General features: G+C 69.5%; 20 protein-coding genes and 1 pseudogene. 11 read left to right on the forward strand and 10 right to left on the reverse strand.

What is annotated here, in order from left to right; all coding sequences use genetic code 11:
- Positions 1 to 146: pseudogene (locus tag ACGFX9_RS34625) on the forward strand (ABC transporter permease); the annotation flags it as partial.
- A 136-nt stretch (positions 147 to 282) separates the two neighbouring features.
- On the forward strand, positions 283 to 1,185 hold the full coding sequence (locus tag ACGFX9_RS34630; protein WP_393482529.1) for a hypothetical protein: 903 nt from the start codon (positions 283 to 285) through the stop codon (positions 1,183 to 1,185).
- Between the two features lie 85 nt (positions 1,186 to 1,270).
- On the opposite strand, the gene aspS is transcribed toward ACGFX9_RS34630, so the two are convergent.
- Positions 1,271 to 3,055, reverse strand: a complete 1,785-nt coding sequence (aspS, locus tag ACGFX9_RS34635; protein ID WP_393482532.1) for an aspartate--tRNA ligase — start codon at positions 3,053 to 3,055, stop codon at positions 1,271 to 1,273.
- A gap of 176 nt (positions 3,056 to 3,231) precedes the next feature.
- Here aspS and ACGFX9_RS34640 point away from each other — a divergent pair, with 176 nt between their 5' ends.
- On the forward strand, positions 3,232 to 5,406 hold the full coding sequence (locus ACGFX9_RS34640) for a SpoIIE family protein phosphatase (RefSeq protein ID WP_393482535.1): 2,175 nt from the start codon (positions 3,232 to 3,234) through the stop codon (positions 5,404 to 5,406).
- A gap of 45 nt (positions 5,407 to 5,451) precedes the next feature.
- Here the strand turns inward: ACGFX9_RS34640 and ACGFX9_RS34645 are convergent, their stop codons facing one another.
- From ACGFX9_RS34645 to ACGFX9_RS34655, 3 genes are all read right to left on the reverse strand, one after another.
- Positions 5,452 to 6,522, reverse strand: a complete 1,071-nt coding sequence (locus ACGFX9_RS34645) for an AI-2E family transporter (protein WP_393482538.1) — start codon at positions 6,520 to 6,522, stop codon at positions 5,452 to 5,454.
- Positions 6,523 to 6,583: 61 nt separating this feature from the next.
- The gene (locus ACGFX9_RS34650) at positions 6,584 to 7,540 is read right to left on the reverse strand and encodes a pirin family protein (protein WP_393482541.1); all 957 of its coding nucleotides are present in this window, start codon (positions 7,538 to 7,540) and stop codon (positions 6,584 to 6,586) included.
- Between the two features lie 119 nt (positions 7,541 to 7,659).
- The gene (locus ACGFX9_RS34655) at positions 7,660 to 8,148 is read right to left on the reverse strand and encodes an SseB family protein (RefSeq protein ID WP_393482544.1); all 489 of its coding nucleotides are present in this window, start codon (positions 8,146 to 8,148) and stop codon (positions 7,660 to 7,662) included.
- A gap of 119 nt (positions 8,149 to 8,267) precedes the next feature.
- Here ACGFX9_RS34655 and ACGFX9_RS34660 point away from each other — a divergent pair, with 119 nt between their 5' ends.
- From ACGFX9_RS34660 to ACGFX9_RS34675, 4 genes are all read left to right on the forward strand, one after another.
- The gene (locus tag ACGFX9_RS34660; RefSeq protein ID WP_393482547.1) at positions 8,268 to 10,094 is read left to right on the forward strand and encodes an acyl-CoA dehydrogenase; all 1,827 of its coding nucleotides are present in this window, start codon (positions 8,268 to 8,270) and stop codon (positions 10,092 to 10,094) included.
- Between the two features lie 138 nt (positions 10,095 to 10,232).
- Positions 10,233 to 11,588, forward strand: a complete 1,356-nt coding sequence (locus tag ACGFX9_RS34665) for a M18 family aminopeptidase (protein ID WP_393482550.1) — start codon at positions 10,233 to 10,235, stop codon at positions 11,586 to 11,588.
- Positions 11,589 to 11,679: 91 nt separating this feature from the next.
- Entirely contained in the window at positions 11,680 to 11,901 is a 222-nt protein-coding gene (locus ACGFX9_RS34670) for a hypothetical protein (RefSeq protein ID WP_393482553.1), read from the forward strand.
- A 119-nt stretch (positions 11,902 to 12,020) separates the two neighbouring features.
- On the forward strand, positions 12,021 to 12,518 hold the full coding sequence (locus ACGFX9_RS34675; RefSeq protein WP_393482555.1) for an LURP-one-related/scramblase family protein: 498 nt from the start codon (positions 12,021 to 12,023) through the stop codon (positions 12,516 to 12,518).
- A 9-nt stretch (positions 12,519 to 12,527) separates the two neighbouring features.
- Here ACGFX9_RS34675 and ACGFX9_RS34680 read toward each other — a convergent pair whose 3' ends face one another.
- Positions 12,528 to 13,334, reverse strand: coding sequence for a carbon-nitrogen family hydrolase (locus ACGFX9_RS34680; RefSeq protein ID WP_393482558.1), 807 nt, complete (start codon positions 13,332 to 13,334; stop codon positions 12,528 to 12,530).
- A 169-nt stretch (positions 13,335 to 13,503) separates the two neighbouring features.
- On the opposite strand from ACGFX9_RS34680, the gene ACGFX9_RS34685 reads away from it, so the two are divergent.
- Positions 13,504 to 14,328, forward strand: a complete 825-nt coding sequence (locus ACGFX9_RS34685; RefSeq protein ID WP_393482561.1) for a maleylpyruvate isomerase family mycothiol-dependent enzyme — start codon at positions 13,504 to 13,506, stop codon at positions 14,326 to 14,328.
- Positions 14,329 to 14,359: 31 nt separating this feature from the next.
- Here the strand turns inward: ACGFX9_RS34685 and ACGFX9_RS34690 are convergent, their stop codons facing one another.
- Complete coding sequence (locus ACGFX9_RS34690; RefSeq protein WP_393482564.1) at positions 14,360 to 15,667, reverse strand: nitrate/nitrite transporter; 1,308 nt, start codon at positions 15,665 to 15,667, stop codon at positions 14,360 to 14,362.
- Positions 15,664 to 16,338, reverse strand: coding sequence for a GntR family transcriptional regulator (locus ACGFX9_RS34695; RefSeq protein WP_393482567.1), 675 nt, complete (start codon positions 16,336 to 16,338; stop codon positions 15,664 to 15,666). The genes ACGFX9_RS34690 and ACGFX9_RS34695 overlap by 4 nt, the downstream gene beginning before the upstream one ends.
- Before the next feature lie 157 nt (positions 16,339 to 16,495).
- Here ACGFX9_RS34695 and ACGFX9_RS34700 point away from each other — a divergent pair, with 157 nt between their 5' ends.
- Positions 16,496 to 17,386 (forward strand): D-alanyl-D-alanine carboxypeptidase family protein, encoded by an 891-nt coding sequence (locus tag ACGFX9_RS34700; protein WP_393482570.1) that lies wholly within the window; start codon positions 16,496 to 16,498, stop codon positions 17,384 to 17,386.
- 93 nt (positions 17,387 to 17,479) lie between these two features.
- Here the strand turns inward: ACGFX9_RS34700 and ACGFX9_RS34705 are convergent, their stop codons facing one another.
- From ACGFX9_RS34705 to pdhA, 3 genes are read right to left on the reverse strand one after another with little or no spacing between them, the layout of a single operon-like run.
- On the reverse strand, positions 17,480 to 18,958 hold the full coding sequence (locus ACGFX9_RS34705) for a dihydrolipoamide acetyltransferase family protein (protein ID WP_393482573.1): 1,479 nt from the start codon (positions 18,956 to 18,958) through the stop codon (positions 17,480 to 17,482).
- Between the two features lie 11 nt (positions 18,959 to 18,969).
- A complete protein-coding gene (locus tag ACGFX9_RS34710) occupies positions 18,970 to 19,950 on the reverse strand; it encodes an alpha-ketoacid dehydrogenase subunit beta (RefSeq protein WP_393482935.1) in 981 nt (326 codons plus the stop codon).
- A gap of 2 nt (positions 19,951 to 19,952) precedes the next feature.
- Positions 19,953 to 21,131: a pyruvate dehydrogenase (acetyl-transferring) E1 component subunit alpha gene (pdhA, locus tag ACGFX9_RS34715; protein ID WP_393482575.1), complete on the reverse strand. Its 1,179-nt coding sequence runs from the start codon at positions 21,129 to 21,131 to the stop codon at positions 19,953 to 19,955.
- A gap of 382 nt (positions 21,132 to 21,513) precedes the next feature.
- Here pdhA and ACGFX9_RS34720 point away from each other — a divergent pair, with 382 nt between their 5' ends.
- Both ACGFX9_RS34720 and ACGFX9_RS34725 read left to right on the forward strand, forming a co-directional pair.
- Positions 21,514 to 22,173 carry a response regulator gene (locus ACGFX9_RS34720; protein WP_393482578.1) on the forward strand — a complete coding sequence of 220 codons (660 nt, stop codon included), beginning with the start codon at positions 21,514 to 21,516 and terminating at the stop codon, positions 22,171 to 22,173.
- A gap of 18 nt (positions 22,174 to 22,191) precedes the next feature.
- Complete coding sequence (locus ACGFX9_RS34725; RefSeq protein WP_393482580.1) at positions 22,192 to 23,136, forward strand: NADP-dependent oxidoreductase; 945 nt, start codon at positions 22,192 to 22,194, stop codon at positions 23,134 to 23,136.
- Positions 23,137 to 23,232: the final 96 nt, after the last annotated feature.

Below are 23,232 nucleotides of genomic sequence, written 5' to 3' on the forward strand. Positions count from 1 at the left end.
TCACCCCCGCCATCGAAACCCTGCGCGGCCTGCTCCTGGGCACCGAGATCGGCCACAACGGATGGCTCACGATCGCCTGGTGCCTGGGCCTGGCCATACTCGGCTACTTCTGGTCCACCGCAAAATTCAACAACGACCCGAAGTAACCCCGCCGACTCGCCCCACCCCCGGGCGGCGCACCCCGACACCACGTCGGCGTACGCCGCCCCGTCGACGTACTCGAAAGAGTGATCGCCGCCCACCGACCGGAAATCCGGGCCTTGATCCACCTACGTTCCGCACATGGTCACATCACAACACGAGGCCTCGCACCGGATCTTCCAGGAGCGGCCGGAGCTGCTGACGCCGGTCTTCCGGATCCTGGGCGTACCGCTTCCCGAACGACCATCCGTCGAAGTGCTCTCGCCGGACGTCACCGAGATCCGCCCTCTTGAACGCCGGATCGACACCGTGCTCCGCATCAGCGCTCCGAACGGCAGCGCGTTCTTGCTGGCCATCGAGGCTCAGGGACGCCGGGACCCGGAGAAGGCCGCGAGCTGGGGGTACTACCTCTCGTATCTCTACTCGAAGTACAACATCCCCGCACTGCTGCTCGTCGTGTGCCAGGACAAGGCCACGTCCGTGTGGGCCGCCGGGCCATTTCGGATCGGGCTGGACGGCTGGACAGCCCTCAGCGTGCATCCGATGGTCATCGGCCCCGACAACGTACCGATGATCACGGACCCGGACGAGATCGCACAGAACCTCGCCTTCGCCGCCTTCGCCGCGTTGATGCATGGGCGCAGCCCTGACTGCACGGCCATACTGGACGCACTGGCCACTGCACTGAGGTCGGCCGACGACGAGTTCATCGATTACTACTGGCAGCTGCTGGACGTCGGCCTGGGAGAGACCCCGGCCAGAGCAACGTGGAGGGACGTGATGGGCGTGACGATCTACTTTCCCGGTCAGGGGACCCTCGCCGAGGAGAAGTACCTCGAAGGCAAGGCCGAGGGCGAAGCCGAGGGCAAGGTCCAGTCGCTTCTGCTCTTCCTGGACGCGCGCGGCATCCCGGTCCCGGACAGTGCCCTCGGCCGGATCAAGGGCTGCACCGACCTGGACACCCTCGACCGCTGGCTCGTCCGTGCCGTCGCGGTCACCGATGCCGACGAACTCTTCGCCGAAGCACCGGGGCAGGGCGACTAGCGCCAGCACCACGCACAGCAAAGGCCCCAGGACTGTTGAAGTCCTGGGGCCTTGATCCGGCCGCGTCTACGCGGCGCGTTGCCTTCTACTTGTCCGCGTCACCCTTGCCGGAGGCAACCGGCTTCCGCAGGGAGATGTTCAGTTCCCGCAGGCGCGACTCCTCCAGCTCGGAAGGCGCCCCCATCATCAGGTCCTGCGCGTTGCCGTTCAGCGGGAACGCGATCGTTTCGCGGATGTTCGGCTCGTCCGCCAGGAGCATCACGATGCGGTCCACGCCGGGGGCGATGCCGCCGTGCGGCGGGGCGCCGAGGCGGAAGGCGCGGAGCATGCCCGCGAACTCCTGCTCCACGGTCTCGGCCGCGTAGCCCGCGATCTCGAAGGCCTTCAGCATGACCTCGGGCTCGTGGTTACGGATGGCGCCGGAGGACAGCTCGATTCCGTTGCAGACGATGTCGTACTGCCAGGCGAGGATGTCGAGGGGGTCCTTCTCCTCCAGGTCCTTCATGCCGCCCTGGGGCATCGAGAAGGGGTTGTGGGAGAAGTCGATCTTCCCGGTCTCCTCGTCCTTCTCGTACATCGGGAAGTCGACGATCCAGCAGAAGCGGAAGACGCCCTCTTCGAAGTGGCCCGCACGCTTGGCCGCCTCGACGCGGACAGCGGACATGATCTTGGAGACTTCGTCGAACTCGCCCGCGCCGAAGAACACCGCGTGGCCGGGGGCCAGGGAGAGGCGCTTCGTGAGCTCCTCTACGTTCGCCTCCGTCAGGAACTTCGCGATCGGGCCCGTCAGCGAACCGTCCTCGGCGACGCGCACCCAGGCCAGGCCCTTCGCGCCCTGCTCCATGGCGTAGTCGCCGAGGCCGTCGAAGAACTTGCGGGACTGCGAGGCCGTGTCGGGGACGGGGAGGGCCCGGACGTGCTTGCCCGCGAACGCCTTGAACTCCGAGTCCGCGAAGATGTCCGTGATGTCGGTCAGCTCAAGCTTCGCGCGCAGGTCCGGCTTGTCGTTGCCGTACTTCAGCATCGACTCGCGGAACGGGATGCGCGGGAAGGGGGACGTGACCTCGCGGCCACCGCCGTACTCCGTGAAGATCTCCGTCATGAGCTTCTCGATGGGCTGGAAGACGTCTTCCTGCTCCACGAAGCTCATCTCGACGTCGAGCTGGTAGAACTCGCCCGGCGAGCGGTCGGCGCGCGCGTCCTCGTCGCGGAAGCACGGCGCGATCTGGAAGTAGCGGTCGAAGCCCGAGATCATGAGCAGCTGCTTGAACTGCTGCGGGGCCTGGGGCAGCGCGTAGAACTTGCCGGGGTTCAGGCGGGAGGGCACGACGAAGTCGCGGGCGCCCTCGGGGGACGTCGCGGCGAGGATCGGCGTCGCCATCTCGTTGAAGCCGAGCGCGACCATCTTCGAGCGGATCGAGGCGATGACCGACGACCGCAGCATGATGTTGCGGTGCATGCGCTCGCGGCGCAGGTCCAGGAAGCGGTACTCAAGGCGCCGCTCCTCGTTCACGCCGTCGTCCGCGTTGACCGTGAAGGGCAGCGGGGCGGCGGCGCCGAGCACCTCGACCTCGGCGGCCTCGATCTCGATCTCGCCGGTGGGCAGCTCGGGGTTCACGTTCTCCGTGCCGCGCGAGACGACCTTGCCGTCGATACGGACGACCGTCTCCTTGGAGAGCTTGTCGAGCGTCTCGGCGGCGGGCGTGCCGGGGCGGGCCACCAGCTGCGTGATTCCGTAGTGATCGCGCAGATCGATGAAGAGGATGCCGCCCAGGTCTCGGCGATTGTGCAGCCAGCCGCTCAGCCGGACGTCGGAGCCGACGTCAGAGGCGCGGAGCTCGCCGCAGGTGTGGGACCTGTACCGATGCATCGTCGTTCATCCAGTCTTCGCGAATAGGGGAGAGAGCAGACAGGCCTTAAGGCTACCGTCCGGGCGGTGATCGCTTTCCGGATTACCTCCGGGGCCCCCTCCCGGGGCACCCCGGCAGCGCCTCCCGCCGCCCCCGGCGGTGGCGGCTTGTCCACCGATCTTCCTAAAGTGGGTCAATGCGAACTGACGATCCCCTCCAGCGGGCGGGCGACGAGCCCCTGCCGCCGGTAGGGGACGTCCTGGCCGCCATCGCCACCGGCCTGTGGCGCTGGGACAACGCCTCCGGGACCGTCACGCTCGACGCGGAGGCGGCCCGGCTCCTCGGTCTGCCCGCACGCGCCCAGACCCTCACCGAAGCGGCCGTACGCTCCCGCTTCCACCCCGTCGACTGGAACGAGATCGACGGCATCGTGCAGCTCGCCGTCGCCGAGGGCACCCTCGCCGAGGCCCGCCTGCGGATCATGGACGAGCAGGGGCGCCGGGTCCTGCGCATCGTGCGCAGCCGCTCCAAGCCGATCGTCGACGAGGCCGCACACTCGTACGAGCTCATCGGCACCCTCCAGGAAGTCACCGAGTCCCCGCCCGGCGCCGCCGCCCGCACGCCCGTCACCGGGGACTGGCGCCGCTCCCGCGAGGCCTTCCTGCTCGACGCGGGGCGCGCGCTGGCAGAGGCGCGGTCGACCGAGGAGGTGCTGCGGGTGGCCGGCGGGCTCTCCATGCCGGGGTTCTCGCCGGACGGGCTCGGCGTCTTCGGGGTCGAGGGCGACCGGCTCAAGGTCATCGGGCATCACGGCCAGCAGCCGGGGGACGACCTGCCCTTCTCGGCGATGTCCCTGGACACGGACTATCCGGCCGCCGAGGTGGTCCGCACGGGCCGCGCGGTCTACCTCTCCTCGCCCGAGGAGTACCACCGCCGCTATCCGGCGACCTGGCCGCTGGCCCAGCCCTTCGGGCGGCAGTCGTGGGCGTTCCTGCCGCTGACCGTCGCGGGCCGCACCATGGGCGCGTGGCTCGCGGCGTTCGCCTACCCCGTCTCGTTCACGCCGGACGAGCGCTCCGTCCTGACGACGGTGGCCCGGATGCTGGCCCAGGCCCTGTCGCGGGCCGGGGTCGCCGAGTCGGAGCGGGAGCTGACGGAGGGGCTCCAGCGCTCGATGCTGCCGCTGCTCGGGCCGCGCATCCCGGGGATGAGCGTGGCCGCGCGGTACGTGCCGACGGGCGGCGGGCTCCAGGTGGGCGGCGACTGGTACGACATGATCCCGCTGCCCAGCGGCCGCATCGCCTTCGTCATCGGCGACGTACAAGGACATGACGTGCGCGCGGCGGGCCTGATGGGGCAGCTGCGGATCGCCCTGCGTGCGTACGCCTCCGAGGGCCACCGGCCCGACGCCGTGCTCTCCCGGGCGACGCGCTTCCTCTCGGGGATCACCGACGGCATCACGGACGGGTCGAGCGGCGGCGCCCCGGGCGCCGACGGCTCCGACCCGCGCTTCGCGACCTGCCTCTACGTGGAGGCGGACCCCGTCACCGGCGTCCTGGAGATCGCCCGCGCAGGCCACCCGGACCCCGCGATACGGATGAGCGACGGAACGGTTCTGCTCCGCCCCACGGCGGGCGGTCTGCCGCTCGGCATCGACCCCGACGCGGACTACCCCACGACCCGCCTCGTCCTGGAGGCCGGCGAGACGATGCTGGTCTGCACCGACGGCCTCATCGAGACCGGCGGCCACGACCTGGACAGCGGCTGGGCGCGGATCCGCAAGATCCTGGAGGAGGACGGGGGCGGCGGTGATGACGGCGACGACGGGCTCGAAGAGCTGGCGGACACCCTCGTGCAGGCCGTGCACGGGCCCTCCTCGCACCACACCACGGGTCCCCTCGTGGACCGCCGCGAGGACGACATAGCGGTCCTGCTGCTCCGCAGGGCCGGCCGCCACGGCCACCGCACACCGGCCCGCCGCGCCGTCCTGACGGTCGCGCAGGCCGAGCCGGAGCGGATCGCGGGGGCGCGGCGCCATGTGCGGGACCTGCTGCACGACTGGGCGGACGCCGATCAGGTCGACTCGGCGGTCCTGATGGTCTCGGAGATGATCACGAACGTACTCGTGCACACGGACGGCGACGCGCTCCTCGTCGCCGAGGTCATCGGGGAGCCTGGCGCGCGGCGGCTGCGGGCCGAGGTGGCGGACGGCAGCGACGACCTGCCGCACAAGCGGCACCCCGGTGAACTGGCGTCGTCCGGGCGGGGGTTGGTGCTGATGGAGCTGCTCGCCGACGAGTGGGGCGTGGATCCGAGGGGCGAGGGCAAGTGCATCTGGTTCGAGCTGTACGAAGGAACTGCGGGCGAGTGATTCAGGCGCCCCGGAGCTTCGGGCGCCCTTGAGCTTCGGGCACCGTCAATCACCGGCTCCGCCGGGTTCGTCCTCGAACGCCGGACGGGCTGAAGCTCCTTCCCGCAGCTCAGAGATGACCCCGAAGGCCGCCGCCGTCACAGGAACGGCCAGCAGCATCCCCAGGATTCCCGCCACGGAAGCCCCCGCCGCGATCGCCAGCAGGACGACCGCGGGATGCATCTGCACGGTCCGTGACTGGATCACCGGCTGGAGCACATGCCCTTCGAGGACCTGGACGGCCAGGACGACCCCGAGCGCCCACAGCGCGATGACGAAGCCCCGGTCGGCGAGCGCGACGAGGACGGAGACTGCCCCGGAGATGAACGCCCCCAGATAGGGGATGTAGGCGCCGATGAACACGAGTGCGCCGAGCCCCCAGGCGCCCGGCACCCGCAGGATCAGCAGGCCGACGGTGATGCAGAGGGCGTCGATCAGGGCGATGAACGTGGTCCCGCGCATAAAGCCCTCGACGGCCTCGAAGGCGCGCCGGGCCATCGCCTCGACGGTGTCGGCGGTACCGCCGGGGGCGAGTGAGCGCATGGAGCGCACGGCACGGTCGGAGTCGCGCAGGAAGAAGAAGACGAGCAGCAGGGCCAGTACGGCCATGGCGATCATCTCGCCGACGACGCTGAGCCCGCTGATCACCCCGGAAGCGGCGGAGCCGCCGAACTTGCCGAGCAGTTCCTTGGCGTTGGACGCCATGTCGTCGAGCGAGGTACCGGCGGCGCCGAAGTGCTCGGTCAGGCCGTCGGCGGCCTGCTTCACGGAGGCGATGATCTGGTCACCGGTGTCGATCAGGGCCTTGGCCACGATGTACATCGCACCGCCGACGACGGCGACGACGGCCGCGCAGGTCAGCCCGGCGGCCAGCGAGCGCTGCACCTTCATCTTCAGGAGCCACCGGTAGACGGGGCCGAGGAGCGCGGTGCCGAGGAGCGCGAGCAGGATCGGGGTGACGGCCGCCTTGAAGGTGATGACGAGCCAGATCACCACGGCGGCCACGCCGACGACGAGCAGGAGGACGGCGCACCAGGCGGCGGTCCTGCGTGCGGGCTCGGGCAGAAGGGTGCTCACCCTCCTACCCGAGCATGGGCCGCGTGGCCCCGCACGTTATGTACGGCTGCCCGCCGGTGACTTACATGCCGTGTACGGCCGGGACCGTGCCGAGCAGCCCCTTCTGGAAGTCCTCGAAGGCCTGCTGGAGCTCGGCCTGACTGTTCATCACGAACGGTCCGTAGTGCGCCATCGGCTCACGGATCGGCTGCCCGCCGAGCAGCACGACCTCCAGGTCGGGGGTGTTCCCGTCCTGCTTCTCGTCCGCGCGGACGGTCAGCGACGAGCCCGTGCCGAAGACCGCCGTCTGGCCTATGTGCACCGGGCGGCGCTCGGCACCGACCGTGCCGCGTCCGGCGAGGACGTACGCGAGGCCGTTGAAGTCCTCGCGCCAGGGCAGCGTGACCTCGGCGCCGGGCCGCACGGTCGCGTGGATCATCGTGATCGGCGTGTGCGTGACGCCGGGGCCCTGGTGCCCGTCGAGCTCACCCGCGATGACGCGCAGGAGCGCGCCGCCGTCGGGGGAGGTGAGGAGCTGGACGTGGCCGCCGCGGATGTCCTGGTAGCGGGGGTCCATCATCTTGTCCCGCGCGGGCAGGTTCACCCAGAGCTGGAGGCCGTGGAAGAGGCCGCCGGACTGGACAAGGGACTCCGGCGGCGCCTCGATGTGCAGGAGGCCGCTGCCGGCCGTCATCCACTGGGTGTCGCCGTTCTGGATGGTGCCGCCGCCACCGTTGGAGTCCTGGTGCACGAAGGTGCCGTCGATCAGGTACGTGACCGTCTCGAAGCCGCGGTGCGGGTGCCAGGGAGTGCCCTTCGGCTCACCGGCCCCATAGTCCACCTCCCCCATCTGGTCCATCATGATGAACGGGTCGAGGTGCTTGTAGTTGATCCCCGCGAACGCCCGGCGCACCGGGAACCCCTCGCCCTCGAAACCGCTGGGCGCGGTCGTCACGGCGAGCACGGGACGGGCCACGGCGTCGGCGGACGCGGCCACACGGGGCAGGGTCAGCGGGTTCTCGACGGTCACAGCGGGCATGTCGGTGCCTCCTTCTTCGTACGTCCACTTTAGTTGAACGTAGAACTTCTTGCCACCGGGAACGCGGGACGCCCGGAGGGAATTCCCTCCGGGCGTCCTGAGTGGCCTGTTCTCGGCGGCTAGCCGTACATCCGTCGCATCGCGAAGTCGACCATCTGCTCGACCGCCTTCGCGTCGAAGACCATGCGGTGCTCGCCCTCCATGTCCAGGACGAAGCCGTACCCGGTGGGCAGCAGGTCGATGACCTCCGCGCCCGTGATCACGAAGTACTTGGACTCCTTGCCCGCGTACCGGCGCAGCTCCTTGAGGGACGTGAACATCGGGATCACGGGCTGCTGGGTGTTGTGCAGGGCGAGGAAGCCGGGGTTGTCGCCGCGCGGGCAGTAGACCTTGGAGGTGGCGAAGATCTGCTGGAAGTCCTCGGCGGACATCGAGCCCGTGGTGAAGGCGCGCACCGCGTCCGCGAGGGACGGGGGTGACGGCTCGGGGTAGAGCGGAGGCTGCTGGGCGTACCCGCCCGCGCCGCCCGGCATCTGCTGCGGCGGCGGCTGCGCCCCGGGCGGGGCGTACTGCTGCTGGGCGCCTGGGCTCTGGTCATAGCCGTACATGCCCGCAAGAGTACTGAGTCACAGATGACCCGTTAGGGGTTGCTTCTTATTACTGGCGGGTAGCATCATCGTAGCTACTTGCTGGTACATATCCCTTTCTGCTTACGGAGCCAGTCGCCATGGGGCACTACAAGTCGAATCTCCGCGACATCGAGTTCAACCTCTTCGAGGTGCTCGGCCGCGACAAGCTGTACGGCACCGGCCCGTTCGCGGAGATGGACGTCGACACCGCCAAGAGCATCCTCGACGAGCTGCGCCGCCTCGCCGAGAACGAGCTGGCCGAGTCCTTCGCGGACGCCGACCGCAACCCGCCGGTGTTCGACCCCGAGACCAACACCGCGCCGGTCCCGGCGTCCTTCAAGAAGAGCTACCAGGCCTTCATGGACTCCGAGTACTGGCGCCTCGGCCTCCCCGAGGAGATCGGCGGCACGACGTCGCCGCGCTCGCTGATCTGGGCGTACGCGGAGCTGCTTCTCGGCGCCAACCCGGCCGTCTGGATGTACTGCTCCGGACCGGCGTTCGCGGGCATCCTGCACGAAGAGGGCAACGAGGCGCAGAAGAAGGTCGCCGCGATCGCCGTCGAGAAGCAGTGGGGCTCGACGATGGTCCTGACCGAGCCCGACGCCGGTTCGGATGTCGGCGCGGGCCGCACGAAGGCCGTCCAGCAGGATGACGGCTCCTGGCACATCGAGGGCGTGAAGCGTTTCATCACGTCCGGTGAGCACGACATGTCGGAGAACATCCTTCACTACGTCCTCGCCCGCCCCGAGGGCCACGGCCCCGGCACCAAGGGCCTCTCGCTCTTCCTCGTCCCGAAGTACGAGTTCGACTGGGAGACCGGCGAGCTCGGCGCGCGCAACGGCGTGTACGCCACGAACGTCGAGCACAAGATGGGCCTCAAGGCGTCCAACACGTGCGAGATGACGTTCGGCGACCAGCATCCCGCCAAGGGCTGGCTGATCGGCGACAAGCACGACGGCATCCGCCAGATGTTCATGATCATCGAGTTCGCCCGCATGATGGTCGGCACGAAGGCCATCGCGACGCTCTCGTCGGGTTACCTCAACGCCCTGGAGTACGCCAAGGAGCGCGTCCAGGGCCCGGACCTGGCCGAGTTCATGGACAAGACGGCCCCCAAGGTCACCATCACGCACCACCCGGACGTACGCCGTTCGCTGATGACGCAGAAGGCGTACGCGGAGGGCATGCGCGCCCTTGTCCTGCACACCGCGGCCGTCCAGGACGACATCGCGGTGAAGGAGGCGGAGGGCGAGGACGCGTCAGCGCTGATCGCCCTGAACGACCTTCTGCTGCCCATCGTCAAGGGCTACGGCTCGGAGAAGTCCTACGAGCAGCTGGCGCAGTCGCTCCAGACGTTCGGCGGCTCGGGGTACCTCCAGGAGTACCCCATCGAGCAGTACATCCGTGACGCCAAGATCGACACCCTGTACGAGGGCACGACGGCCATCCAGGGCCAGGACTACTTCTTCCGGAAGATCGTCCGCAACCAGGGTGCGGCGCTGAACGGCCTCGCCGAGGAGATCAAGAAGTTCCTCGCGGTCGGTACGGGCGGCGAGGACCTGGCCGGGGCCCGCGAGGAGCTGGCCAAGGCCGCGGTCGAGCTCGAGGCGATCGTCGGCATCATGCTGACGGACCTCGCGGCCACCGAGCAGGACGTCAAGGCCATCTACAAGGTGGGCCTCAACACGACCCGCCTCCTGATGGCCTCGGGCGATGTCGTCGTCGGCTACCTGCTGCTGCGGGGCGCCGCCGTCGCCGCGGAGAAGCTGCCGACGGCTTCCGCCAAGGACAAGGCCTTCTACGAGGGCAAGATCGCCGCGGCCAAGTTCTTCGCCGCGAACGTCCTGCCGGGCGTCGCGGGCGAGCGGAAGCTGGCCGAGGGCGTGGACCTGGGCCTGATGGAACTGGACGAGGCGGCGTTCTAGCCTCTTCGCACCACTGCGCACCACTGCGCATCACCGCGGCCCGCTCCCGTTCCGGGGGCGGGCCGCGCCAGTTCCCGTACAGAACCTCCCGGAAAGCGCCCCCCACTTCCTCCACACCCCCTAGCTAGGCTGGAAGCCATGAGCACCTCTGCCCGCCCGTCTCCCGCCGCCGCCCCTGCGAAGAGCGCTCCGCGCGCCCCTCTTGCCTTCGACCGCGGCCACTCCGACGACCTCCTCTCCTTCCTCGCGGCAAGCCCCTCGCCGTACCACGCTGTGGCGAGCTCCGCCGAGCGGCTGGAGAAGGCCGGGTTCCGGCAGGTCGAGGAGACCGACGCCTGGGACGGCACGACCGGCGGGAAGTACGTGCTGCGCTCAGGGGCGATCATCGCCTGGTACGTGCCGGAGGGGGCAGCCGCGCACACCCCGTACCGCATCGTCGGCGCCCACACCGACTCCCCGAACCTCCGCGTCAAGCCGAAGCCGGACACCGGCGCGCACGGCTGGCGGCAGGTCGCGGTGGAGATCTACGGCGGGCCGCTGCTCAACTCCTGGCTCGACCGCGACCTCGGCCTTGCCGGACGCCTCTCCCTGCGGGACGGTTCGACGCGCCTGGTGAACATCGACCGGGCGCTCCTGCGCGTGCCGCAGCTGGCGATCCACATGGACCGCGGGGTCATCGCCGATGGCCTCAAGCTCGACAAGCAGAAGCACATGCAGCCCATCTGGGGGCTGAGTGACGACGTACGCGAAGGTGACCTGATCAGCTTCCTGGAAGAGGAGGCCGGGCTCACGGCCGGTGACGTCACCGGCTGGGACCTCATGACGCACCCCATCGAGGCACCCTCCTACCTCGGCCGCGACCGCGACCTCATCGCGGGCCCGCGCATGGACAACCTCCTTTCCGTGCACGCCTGCACGGCGGCGCTCGCCGCCGTCGCCACGTCGGAGGGGGCCGACTCCCTCCCGTACATCCCCGTACTGGCCGCCTTCGACCACGAGGAGAACGGCTCCCAGTCCGACACCGGCGCCGACGGCCCGCTCCTCGGCTCGGTGCTCGAACGCTCGGTGTACGCACGCGGCGGCACCTACGAGGACAAGGCCCGCGCCTTCGCCGGCACCGTCTGCCTCTCCTCCGACACCGGTCACGCCGTGCACCCCAACTACGCGGAGCGGCACGACCCGACGCACCACCCGCGCGCCAACGGCGGCCCGATCCTCAAGGTCAACGTCAACAACCGGTACGCCACGGACGGCGCGGGACGGGCCGTGTTCGCCGCCGCGTGCGAGAAGGCCGGCGTGCCCTTCCAGAGCTTCGTCTCGAACAACTCGATGCCCTGCGGCACGACCATCGGCCCGATCACCGCGGCCCGGCACGGCATCAAGACCGTCGACATCGGCGTCGCGATCCTCTCGATGCACAGCGTGCGCGAACTGTGCGGGGCAGACGATCCACACCTGCTGGCCAACGCGCTGGTGGCGTTCCTGGAAGGCTGAGTACCGCTTCCCTGTGTGGCTTGGGGAGGCCGGGGTACTCGATCTCCCTCATGCACAGCACAGCGAGCCACAACACAGGGAGGCGGTCCTCATGGGCCTGGGCGGATGCATCATTCTGATCGCCGCGGGCGCCATCCTCACGTTCGCCACCGACTGGGAGATGGAAGGCATCAACCTCACGGTCACCGGCCTGATCATGATGGCCGTAGGCGTGATCGGTGTCGCCGCGTTCACCAACGCGCGCCGTAAGACGGTCGTGCCGCCGGGCGCGACCGTGGTCGAGACGGAGACGGAGCACCACCACCGCTACTGACGCCCGCTCTCGCGGGCGGGAGCTCGCGCCGCTCGTCATCGCCGGGCCCGGCAGTCACCTCCGTGGCCGCCGGGCCCGGTGCCGTGCGGGCACGCGCTCCGCGGGGTAGTCATGGCTCCATGAAACTTCTCGTACGCGAGCGGCTCCTCGGCATCGGTGACGACTACTGGATCGAGGACGACCAGGGCCGCAAGGTCTTCCTCGTCGACGGCAAGGCGATGCGCCTGCGCGAGACCTTCGAGCTGAAGGACATGGAGGGCCGCGTCCTCGTCGACATCCGCGCCAAGATGATGACGCTGCGGGACACGATGGTGATCGAACGGGAGGGCGAGGAGCTGGCCACGGTCAAGCGCAAACGCCTCTCGCTGCTGCGCAACCACTATCGCGTCGCCCTGGTCGACGGCACCGAACTCGACGTGAGCGGCAAGATCCTGGACCGCGAGTTCGCCATCGAGTACGACGGTGAACTCCTGGCCGACATCTCACGCCGCTGGTTCCGGGTGCGGGACACCTACGGCCTGCACGTCACCCGGGAGGACGCCGACCCCGCCCTCCTCCTGGCCGTCGCGGTCTGCGTGATCCGCCTGGCGGAGAAGGAGCGGGGCGTCGAGGACTGAGCGTGATCCTCAGCGCCGGGGCGGCGCGTCGAGGCCGAGCAGGCGGTCCTTCAGCGCCGGGAACTGCTCCCGCGTGGTCGCGACCTTCGCCGGGTCGAGGTCGACGGTGAGGATCTCCTCGCCGTCCCCCGCCTCGGCGAGCACCTCGCCCCACGGGTCGACGACGACGCTGTGCCCGGCCTGCGGCACACCGGCGTGCGTGCCGCCCGTGCCGCACGCCAGGACGTACACCTGGTCCTCGACCGCCCGCGCGCGGGCAAGCAGCGTCCAGTGCTCCCGGCGCCGCGCCGGCCACCCCGCGGGCACGACGAACACCTCGGCGCCCGCGTCCACCAGGCCCCTGAACAGCTCGGGGAAGCGGAGGTCGTAGCAGGTGGCGAGCCCCACCGTCGTGGACGGGAGCCGCACCGTGGTCAGTTCGGTGCCCGCTCCCATCAGCACGGCCTCGCCCTTGTCGAAGCCGAAGCGGTGGATCTTGCGGTACGAGGCGGCGAGTTCACCGTCGGGCGAGAAGACGAGCGAGGTGTTGTAGAGGTCCCCGGCGGCGTCCCGCTCCGGGATGGACCCCGCGTGCAGCCAGAGCCCCGCGTCACTCGCGGCCTTGGCCATCGCCTCGTACGTGGGACCTTCCAGCGGCTCCGCCTCGCTCGCGAACGACTCGTACGCGAAGGCGCCCGTGGTCCACAGTTCGGGAAGAACGACGAGATCCGGCCGCTCGCGCCCGGCCACCTCGCGGACCAGTGAAGAGACCCGCGAGCGACGGGAATTGACCGATTCGCCCTCGTCTACGGCGATCTGGATGAGGGAGGCGCGCACACTACCACCGTCCTGGCATTCGAGCCGTCAATGCAGGCCTACGATCGTCACACGAAAGCACTGCAGGGGTGCCTGCGGGCAGCGTACTGTGATTTTCCGGGGGACTCCCCCGGGCCCCCACAACGCGTCCCAGACACCCACCGCCCGCGTACGACCGTCGAGGGGTCTCGTGAGTCTCCATCCCAGCCTGCAAACCTATGCCGACGCCTGGACCCAATCCGTATCGGCCATATCCGAGCTGGTGTCGCCGCTCGCCGAGGGCGAGTGGAACTGGGCCACGCCCTGCCCCGGCTGGTCGGTGCGGGACGTCGTCTCCCACGTCATAGGCCTGGACTGCGAGATGCTGGGCGACCCGCGCCCCATCCACACCCTGCCCCGCGACCTGTACCACGTACAGACCGAGGGCCAGCGGTACATGGAGGTCCAGGTCGACGTCCGGCGCCACCACACCGCGCCCGAGATGACCTCCGAGCTGGAGTACACGGTCATCCGCCGCTCGCGTCAGATGCGGAACGAGTCGCGCGACCCCTCCCACAAGATCCGCGGCCCGCTCGGCACCGAGCAGACCCTCGAACTGGCCATGCGGATGCGGGCGTTCGACGTGTGGGTGCATGAGCAGGATCTGCGTACGACGCTGCGGAAGCCCGGCAACCTGGACTCCCAGGGGGCGTACGTGACGCGGGACCTCCTTCTGCACGGACTGCCCAAGGTCGTCGCCAAGAAGGCCGCGGCGCCGGTGAACTCGGCGGTCGTCCTCGATGTGAGCGGCCCCGTCGAGTTCCTGCGCACGGTCCGCGTCGACGCCGACGGCCACGCCACGGTCGACGGCGCCCCCTCGCTCGGCCCGCTCGCCACGCTGAGCCTTGACTGGGACACGTACTTCCGCCTCGCGTGCGGTCGCGTCTCGTACGCGTCGGTGGCCGACCACGTCAAGATCGAGGGCGATCACGGCCTTGGCGAGGCGATTCTGCGGGAGTTCGCGGTCACGCCGTAGCCCTCCGGGGCCCCTCGGTCAGACCCCACGGTCAGACAGGTACGTGCACGGCCTCGACGCGGCTGGCGACAAGCCGCTCCTTCTCCCGGCGCACCGCCCGCGTCCGCAGCCGCAGGATCTGGCTGAGGCCGACCGCCTCCAGGACGAAGACGGCGGAGAAGGCGATGCGGTAGTTGTCGCCGGTCGCGTCCAGGAGCACGCCGATGGCGAGCAGCGTCGTCATGGAGGCGACGAAGCCGCCCATGTTCACGATGCCGGACGCGGTGCCCTGCCGCTCCGGCGGATTCGCGGGCCGCGCGAAGTCGAAGCCGATCATCGACGCGGGACCGCAGGCCCCGAGCACGGTGCAGAGCGTGATGAGCAGCCACATCGGGGCGTGGTCGCCGGGGAAGTGGATCGTGGTCGCCCACATCACCGCGGTCGCCGCGACCGTGCCGACGGCCAGCGGGGTGCGGGCCGCGTGGTGCCGGGCGACGATCTGGCCGTAGACCAGGCCCACCACCATGTTGGACAGCACGACGAGGGTGAGCAGTGTCCCGGCGGTCGCCCGCGAGAGCCCCTGCGCCTCGACGAGGAACGGCAGCCCCCACAGCAGCAGGAACACCATCGCGGGGAACTGCGTGGTGAAGTGCACCCACAGGCCGAGCCGGGTGCCGGGCTCGCGCCAGCTCAGGGCGATCTGCTTGCGCACGAAGGCCCCGCCGGTGTGCCGCGCGGGCTCGGGCGCGTGGCCTTCGGGGTGGTCCTTGAGGAACAGCGTCATCAGTACGAGGACGACGACGCCGCACAGCGCGCTGCCGGCGAAGGCCGCGGTCCAGCCGACGGAGTGCAGGAGCCGGGCAAGGACGAGGGTGGACACGAGGTTGCCCGCCATCCCGACCAGGCCCGCGAGCTGGGCGACCATGGGGCCGCGCCGGGCCGGGAACCAGCGGGTGCCGAGGCGCAGCACGCTGATGAAGGTCAGCGCGTCACCGCAGCCGAGCAGCGCGCGGGACGCGAGCGCCATCCCGTACGAGGGCGAGAAGGCGAAGCCGAGCTGTCCGAGCGTGAAAAGGACGACGCCGATGGTCAGCACCCGCTTGGTGCCGAGCCGGTCGACCATCAGGCCGACGGGTATCTGCATGCCCGCGTAGACGAGGAGCTGAAGGATCGAGAAGGTCGAGAGGGCGGAGGCATTGACGTGGAAGCGGTCGGCGGCGTCAAGACCGGCGACACCGAGCGAGGTGCGGAAGATGACGGCGACGAAGTAGACGGCGACGCCGATGCCCCAGACGAGGACGGCCTTCTTGCCGCCGGGCGGATCACCGGGCAGGGAGACGGGAGCGGAGGCCGAGCTCATCGGACATCGCCCCGCGCGAGACCCTGGAACCACCCGACGTGCCGGGTGATCACCGCCTCGGCCGCCTCCGCGTCGCCTGATGTCAGCGCGGCGAGGAGCTCCTCGTGCTCGGCGAGGGTCTTGGCGATGCGGTCCGGGTGGGAGTGCATCACGGCGACGCCCATCCGCAGCTGCCGGTCGCGGAGCTGGTCGTAGAGGCGGGCCAGGATTTCGTTGCCGCCGCTGCGCACGATCTCGGCGTGGAAGCAGCGGTCGGTCACAGCGGCAGCGGAGAAGTCTCCGGCGGCGGCCTGTTCGCGCTGCCGGGCGAGGAGCTCTTCGAGGCGGGCGATCAGGCCCGGGGTGGCCGGCACCGCCTTGCGCACCGAGTGCGTCTCCACCAGGAGCCTCGTCTCGACGACGTCGGCGATCTCCTGCGCGGACACCGGCAGGACCAGCGCGCCCTTCTTCGGGTAGAGCCGGAGCAGCCCCTCGACCTCCAGCTTCAGGAGCGCCTCGCGCACCGGCGTGCGGGAGACGCCGACGGCCTCGGCGAGCTCCCCTTCGGTGAGCAGGGTGCCGCCCTCGTAGCGACGGTCGAGTACGCCCTGTTTGACGTGCGCGTACACGCGCTCGGCCGCGGGTGGCCGCTTGAGGGTGGGCGCGGGGGACGAAGCGGGCGCGACAGGCATGCGCACAGCATAGATACAACAGGTACCCATGAGGACGTCCAGTCCACGATCCGGACATCACCCTCACGGGAGTACATCCATTTACCCTTCCCACGCGTCTTACCATCGAGCGGCACCCTCATGTGGCCGCATTCCAGGGGCATTTGGAGCACAGACCTTGAAAACCCCCATTAAGGGCATTCGTCGCGCATCGGCCGTCATCGTCACCGCGAGCGCGGTATTCGCGGGCGGAGCCCTCACGACCACGGCCCAGGCGGCCGCGCCGCCGAAGCCTTCCATCGCCGCCAAGGGCGGCTACGTGATGAACAACGGCACGGGCAAGACGCTCTTCACCAAAGCCGCGGACACCCGCAGGTCCACCGGCTCGACCACCAAGATCATGACGGCGAAGGTGGTGCTGTCCCAGTCGAACCTGAACCTCGACTCCAAGGTCACGGTCCAGAAGGCCTACAGCGACTACATCGTCAGGAACACCGCCTCGTCCGCCCGGCTGATCGTCGGCGACAAGGTTACCGTCCGCCAGCTGCTGTACGGCCTGATGCTGCCGTCCGGCTGCGACGCGGCGTACGCCCTCGCGGACAAGTTCGGCAAGGGCTCCACCCGCGCCGCCCGCGTGAAGTCGTTCATCGGCAAGATGAACACCCAGGCCAAGACCCTCGGCCTCACGAACACCCACTTCGACTCGTTCGACGGTATCGGCGGCGCGGGCAACTACTCGACGCCGCGCGACCTGACGAAGCTCGCCAGCAGCGCGATGAAGAGCTCCACGTTCCGTACGGTCGTGAAGACGAAGTCGACGAAGCAGAAGGTCACCACGAAGAGCGGTGGCTACCGCTACATGTCGTGGTCGAACACGAACAACCTGCTCGGCAGCTACAGCGGCACGATCGGCGTGAAGACGGGCTCCGGCCCGCAGGCCAAGTACTGCCTGGTCTTCGCCGCCACCCGTAACGGCAAGACGGTCATCGGCACGGTCCTCACCTCGACCTCCGCGGCCGCCCGCACGACGGACGCGAAGAAGGTGATGGACTACGGCTTCAAGCTGTAGTCCATGACGGGTAGTTCCTGACGGGAGTACGAGAAGGGGGCCCGCCGCGACATGCGGCGGGCCCCCTTCGTCGTACTGCCTGACTCGCCTTGCCTACGCCCACGTCATGAGCCGCTTGGGCTGCTCCAGGATCGCCGCCACATCGGCGAGCACCTTGGAGCCCAGCTCGCCGTCGACCAGGCGGTGGTCGAAGGAGAGCGCGAGCGTCGTCACCTGACGCGGCTTGACCTTGCCCTTGTGGACCCACGGCTGGAGCTTGATCGAGCCGACCGCGAGGATCGCGGACTCGCCGGGGTTCAGGATCGGCGTACCGGTGTCGACGCCGAAGACGCCGACGTTCGTGATGGTGACCGTGCCGCCCTGCATCGCGGCAGGCGACGTCTTGCCGTCGCGGGCCGTGGACACCAAATCGCCGAGCGCTTCGGCCAGTTCGGGCAGCGTCTTGGCCTGCGCGTCCTTGATGTTCGGGACGATCAGGCCGCGCGGGGTGGCGGCGGCGATGCCCAGGTTCACATAGTGCTTCTGGACGATCTCCTGATTCGCCTCGTCCCAGGCCGCGTTCACCTCCGGGTTGCGCCGGATCGCCACGAGCAGTGCCTTGGAGATGAGGAGCAGCGGGTTGACCCGCAGACCCGCAAAAGCCTTGTCCCCCTTCAGCTCCTCGACCAGCTTCATCGTCCGTGTCACGTCCACCGTCACGAACTCCGTGACGTGCGGGGCCGTGAAGGCCGAACCGACCATCGCCTGGGCGATGGCCTTGCGGACGCCCTTGACGGGGATGCGGGTCTCGCGGGCGTCACCGCTCACCACGGGGGCGGCGGCGGGTGCTTCGGCTGCCCCCGTCTGCGGCGCGGCCACGGGAGCGGAGGCCGGTGCGGCAGCCGGGGCTGCGGCGGAGGCCACCGCGGCGTGCACGTCCTCGCGCGTGATGATGCCGTCAGGACCGGAGGGGACGACCGACGTGAGGTCGACTCCGAGGTCCTTGGCGAGCTTGCGCACCGGCGGCTTGGCCAGCGGGCGCTCACCCCGCTCGTCCCGTTCGACCGACGCGGCGGTCGCCTGCGCGGCCGTGCTGGAGCCGTTCAGCTCGGCCTGCACCGCCTGCGCGTAGTACGTCCCGGCCGGCGGCTCATCCGCCTGCCCCGGCGCGGACTTGCGCGCGCGGCGCTTCGTCGAGGACTCGGCGACCCCATAGCCCACGAGCACGGGCTGGCGGCCTTGCGGGGCCTCGTCCTCGGCGGGCTCCGCGGCCGGCTCCGGGACGGTCTCCTGCACGGCGGCTTCCTCCGTGGCCGGGGCGGGCGCACCGCCGCCGGACACGTCCACCGCGATGATCACCTGGCCGACATCGACCGTCGTGCCCTCGGGGAAGCGCAGTTCCCGTACGACACCGTTGAACGGGATCGGCAGCTCGACGGCGGCCTTGGCCGTCTCGACCTCGCACACCACCTGCCCGTCCGTGACCGTGTCACCCGGCGCCACGAACCACTTGAGGATCTCCGCCTCGGTGAGCCCTTCGCCCACGTCGGGCATCTTGAACTCGGCGAGCGCAGCACTTGTCATCGTCGTCACGACCCTCTCCCTCAGTACGCCAGCGAGCGGTCGACAGTGTCGAGCACCCGGTCGAGGCCCGGCAGGTACTCCTCTTCGATCCGCGCCGGCGGATACGGCGCGTGGAAGCCGCCGACCCGCAGCACAGGGGCTTCGAGGTGGTAGAAGCACCGCTCGGTGATGCGTGCCGCGATCTCCGAGCCCGTGCCGAGGAAGACCGGGGCCTCGTGGACCACGACGAGCCTGCGGGTCTTCTCCACCGAGGCCTGCACCGTGTCGAAGTCCATCGGCGACATGGAGCGCAGGTCCACGACCTCAAGGGACTTGCCCTCTTCGGCGGCGGCCGCCGCGGCCTCCATACAGACCTTCACCATCGGGCCGTACGCGACGAGCGTCAGGTCCGTGCCCTCGCGGGCGACCCGGGCCTTGTGCAGCTGCCCCGGGATGGCGTCCGTGTCGACCTCGCTCTTGTCCCAGTAGCGCCGCTTCGGCTCGAAGAAGATCACCGGGTCGTCGCTCTGGATGGCCTGCTGCATCATCCAGTAGGCGTCCGAGGAGTTCGAGGGTGAGACCACCTTCAGGCCCGCGACGTGCGCGAACAGCGCCTCAGGGGACTCGCTGTGGTGCTCGACGGCGCCGATGCCGCCGCCGTAGGGAATGCGGATGACGACCGGCATCTTGATCTTGCCGAGCGAGCGGGCGTGCATCTTCGCGAGCTGCGTGACGATCTGGTCGTACGCGGGGAAGACGAAGCCGTCGAACTGGATCTCCACCACCGGGCGGTAACCCCGCAGGGCCAGGCCGATGGCCGTGCCGACGATGCCGGACTCGGCGAGCGGGGTGTCGATGACCCGGTCCTCACCGAAGTCCTTCTGCAGCCCGTCCGTCACACGGAAGACGCCGCCGAGCTTGCCGACGTCCTCGCCCATGATGAGGACCTTGGGGTCGGTGTCGAGCGCCGTACGCAGCGATTCGTTGATCGCCTTGGCGATCGGAAGTTTCTGTACGCCCATGGTCACTTACCGCCTTCTTCGGCGAACGACGCCTGGTAGGCGGCGAACTGCGCGCGCTCCTCGTCCACCAGCGCATGCCCGTCCGCATACGCGTTCTCGAAGATCGCCATCAGATCCGGATCCGGCATCGCCCGCACCACCTCTCGCACTCGCTTGCCCAACGCTTCGCTCTCCGCCTCGAGTTCCGCGAAAAATCCCTCATCAGCGTGGCCTTCGGCCTCGAGGTAGGTCCGCAGGCGCAGGATCGGGTCCTTCGCCTCCCAGGCCTCGCGCTCGTCGTCGTTGCGGTACTTGGTCGGGTCGTCGGATGTGGTGTGCGCGCCCATGCGGTAGGTGAACGCCTCGATCAGCGCCGGGCCCTCGCCCGTACGCGCCCGCTCAAGGGCCCACTTGGTGACGGCGAGCACGGCGATCACGTCGTTGCCGTCGACCCGCACACCCGGGAAGCCGAAGCCCTGCGCGCGCTGGTAGAGCGGCACCCGGGTCTGCTTCTCGGTGGGCTCGGAGATCGCCCACTGGTTGTTCTGGCAGAAGAACACGACGGGGGCGTTGTAGACCGCGGAGAAGGTGAAGGCCTCGGCGACGTCGCCCTGGCTGGAGGCGCCGTCCCCGAAGTACGCGATGACGGCCGAGTCGGCCCCGTCCTTGGCCACGCCCATCGCGTACCCGGTCGCGTGCAGCGTCTGCGAGCCGATGACGATCGTGTACAGGTGGAAGTTGTTGGTGTTCGGGTCCCAGCCACCGTGGTTCACGCCGCGGAACATCCCGAGCAGGTTGGCCGGGTCGACCCCGCGGCACCAGGCGACGCCGTGCTCGCGGTAGGTCGGGAAGACGTAGTCGTCCTGGCGCGTGGCACGGCCCGAGCCGATCTGGGCGGCCTCCTGGCCGAGCAGCGACGCCCACAGGCCCAGCTCGCCCTGGCGCTGCAGGGAAGTGGCCTCGGCGTCGAAGCGGCGGGTGAGGACCATGTCGCGGTACAGGCTGCGCAGGTCGTCCGCGGTGATGTCCGCGACGTACGCGTCGTACTCGGGATTCTTGACCCGCTTGCCTTCAGGCGTCAGCAGCTGGACAAGCTGGGGCTCCGTACTTTTCTTCGGCGCGGCCTTCTTGGCGCTCGCGCGCTTGCCGCCGCTGCTGGTGCTGCGGCGCGGTGTGCGCGCGGCGGTGCTCTCCACGGTCACGTGTGCTCCTCCGTCGGTCCGGCCCCCGGGATTACCGGGTAGGCCAGTGCGGCTCGCCTGATCCGTGCCCGCGCACGGGGTGTGTGCGACGCGGCCGGGAACAGGCGTGACAGGTGCCCCGGCGAGCGCCCTGCACAATGCACGTTACCCAGTGCTTACCAATTCTGTGAAACCCCATCTGACCTGCGAATTTGCTTGGATTTCCAAGTATCTGACTGCTTGGATTACCGAGTAAATCCAGAAAGTCGGGAACAGTTCCTGGTCACAGCACTGATCACAGCCTGGCAGGGGGCCGGAACACCGGCACGTTATCCCGGCCACCCCGCGCACGGGAAGGGTTCCAGCCCGGGCACCGGGAGAGATCGTGTGTGAGACTGGCTCCGTGCGCGAAGACGGAAAAATTACGGTATTTCTCCTCGACGACCACGAAGTGGTGCGCCGGGGAGTCCATGAGCTGCTCTCCGTGGAGTCCGATATCGAGGTCGTCGGCGAAGCGGGTACGGCGGCGGACGCCCTGGTCAGGATCCCGGCCACGCGTCCGGACGTGGCCGTGCTCGACGTGCGGCTTCCGGACGGCAGCGGCGTCGAGGTCTGCCGCGAGATCCGTTCGCAGAACGAGGACATCAAATGCCTGATGCTCACCTCGTTCGCCGATGACGAGGCCCTCTTCGACGCGATCATGGCGGGCGCTTCCGGTTATGTCCTGAAGGCCATTCGCGGCAATGAACTGCTCAGCGCGGTCCGTGACGTGGCGGCCGGAAAGTCCCTCCTCGACCCCGTCGCCACGGCCCGGGTCCTGGAGCGGCTGCGCGACGGGAACAGCCCCAAGGGCGACGACCGTCTGGCGAACCTGACGGACCAGGAGCGGAAGATCCTCGACCTGATCGGGGAGGGTCTGACCAATCGGGTGATCGGCGAGCGGCTGCACCTGGCCGAGAAGACGATCAAGAATTACGTGTCCAGTCTGCTGTCCAAACTGGGTATGGAGCGGCGCTCGCAGGCAGCCGCGTACGTGGCACGCATGCAGGCGGAGAAGCACTGATACCGGAAGGCGTGCTCCATGCGAGCTGTCGCGGTCAGGGAGTTCGGCGCCGAGCCCGAGCTTGTGGAGGTTCCGGATCCGGTTCCGGGCCCCGGTGAGGTTCTCGTCAGGGTCGACTACGCCTCGCTGAACCCCTTCGACTGGCAGAGCGCCGATGGCCTGCTAGAAGGCCGTGTCCCGCACGTCTTTCCGCTCGTCATGGGCACCGATTTCGCGGGCCGGGTGGACGCCGTCGGCGCGGGCACGGAGCGATTCCGGATCGGCGACCCCGTCTTCGGCCAGGCGTCCCGGCCCCCGATCGGAGCGGGGTCGTACGCCGAGTACGTGACGATGCCCCAGGACTCCGTCATCTCCGCCGTGCCGCCCGGCCTGAGTCTGGAGAGCGCGGCCATGCTGCCGACCGCCGGGATGACGGCGGCGCAGATCCTGGAGAACGCCGCGATCCGCGAGTGCGAGAGCCTCCTGGTCATCGGAGCCACGGGGGGTGTGGGTACCGCGCTCACCCAGCTCGCGGCAGCGCGTGACGTGCGCGTTCTCGCGGCGGTGCGCGGCGAGGAGAAGCACCGCATGGGGGCGCTCGGTGCCGCCGTCACCATCGACACCACCTCCGCCGACCTGGCGACCGCCGTCCGCGACGTCTGCCCCGAGGGTGTCGACGCCCTGGTCGACCTGGTCTCCGCCGACCCCGACTCCTTCGCCGCGGGCGCCGCCCTCGTCCGTGCCGGCGGCGTCGCCCTCAGCACTCGCTCCGCCGCAGGTCAGGCCCCGGTTCAGGCCGGCATCGAAACGGTCGACTTCGAGCTCGCCGCCAGCTCCGAACTGCTCGACATCCTCGCCGTCGCCGCCGCCAAGGGCGCCCTCAAGCCCCCCATCGACGCCGAGGTCCCCCTGGAGAAGGCGCCCCGGGCCATCGCCAAGAGCCGGGCGGGCGGGGCACGCGGCAAGACGGTCTTCGTGATCTGAGACGAGCCGTGGAGCGACTGGCGTGCCGTGGAGCGACTGGCGTGCCGGTGGGACTTACGTCCCGCTCCCCTAGGGGCGGGGTCCCCTTCCCCGGCC

Origin of the sequence: Streptomyces sp. NPDC048436 (assembly GCF_043200355.1) — a bacterium.
Taxonomy (GTDB): domain Bacteria; phylum Actinomycetota; class Actinomycetes; order Streptomycetales; family Streptomycetaceae; genus Streptomyces.

Bases quoted from the DNA above. Each gene is read 5' to 3' on its own strand.
- ACGFX9_RS34660 (WP_393482547.1), top strand. From the start codon at position 8,268: ATGGGGCACTACAAGTCGAATCTCCGCGACATCGAGTTCAACCTCTTC.
- ACGFX9_RS34690 (WP_393482564.1), bottom strand. From the start codon at position 15,667: ATGAGCTCGGCCTCCGCTCCCGTCTCCCTGCCCGGTGATCCGCCCGGC.
- ACGFX9_RS34650 (WP_393482541.1), bottom strand. From the start codon at position 7,540: ATGCCCGCTGTGACCGTCGAGAACCCGCTGACCCTGCCCCGTGTGGCC.
- aspS (WP_393482532.1), bottom strand. From the start codon at position 3,055: ATGCATCGGTACAGGTCCCACACCTGCGGCGAGCTCCGCGCCTCTGAC.
- ACGFX9_RS34655 (WP_393482544.1), bottom strand. From the start codon at position 8,148: ATGTACGGCTATGACCAGAGCCCAGGCGCCCAGCAGCAGTACGCCCCG.
- ACGFX9_RS34725 (WP_393482580.1), top strand. From the start codon at position 22,192: ATGCGAGCTGTCGCGGTCAGGGAGTTCGGCGCCGAGCCCGAGCTTGTG.
- ACGFX9_RS34630 (WP_393482529.1), top strand. From the start codon at position 283: ATGGTCACATCACAACACGAGGCCTCGCACCGGATCTTCCAGGAGCGG.
- ACGFX9_RS34675 (WP_393482555.1), top strand. From the start codon at position 12,021: ATGAAACTTCTCGTACGCGAGCGGCTCCTCGGCATCGGTGACGACTAC.
- ACGFX9_RS34665 (WP_393482550.1), top strand. From the start codon at position 10,233: ATGAGCACCTCTGCCCGCCCGTCTCCCGCCGCCGCCCCTGCGAAGAGC.
- ACGFX9_RS34670 (WP_393482553.1), top strand. From the start codon at position 11,680: ATGGGCCTGGGCGGATGCATCATTCTGATCGCCGCGGGCGCCATCCTC.
- ACGFX9_RS34710 (WP_393482935.1), bottom strand. From the start codon at position 19,950: ATGGGCGTACAGAAACTTCCGATCGCCAAGGCGATCAACGAATCGCTG.
- ACGFX9_RS34695 (WP_393482567.1), bottom strand. From the start codon at position 16,338: ATGCCTGTCGCGCCCGCTTCGTCCCCCGCGCCCACCCTCAAGCGGCCA.
- ACGFX9_RS34640 (WP_393482535.1), top strand. From the start codon at position 3,232: ATGCGAACTGACGATCCCCTCCAGCGGGCGGGCGACGAGCCCCTGCCG.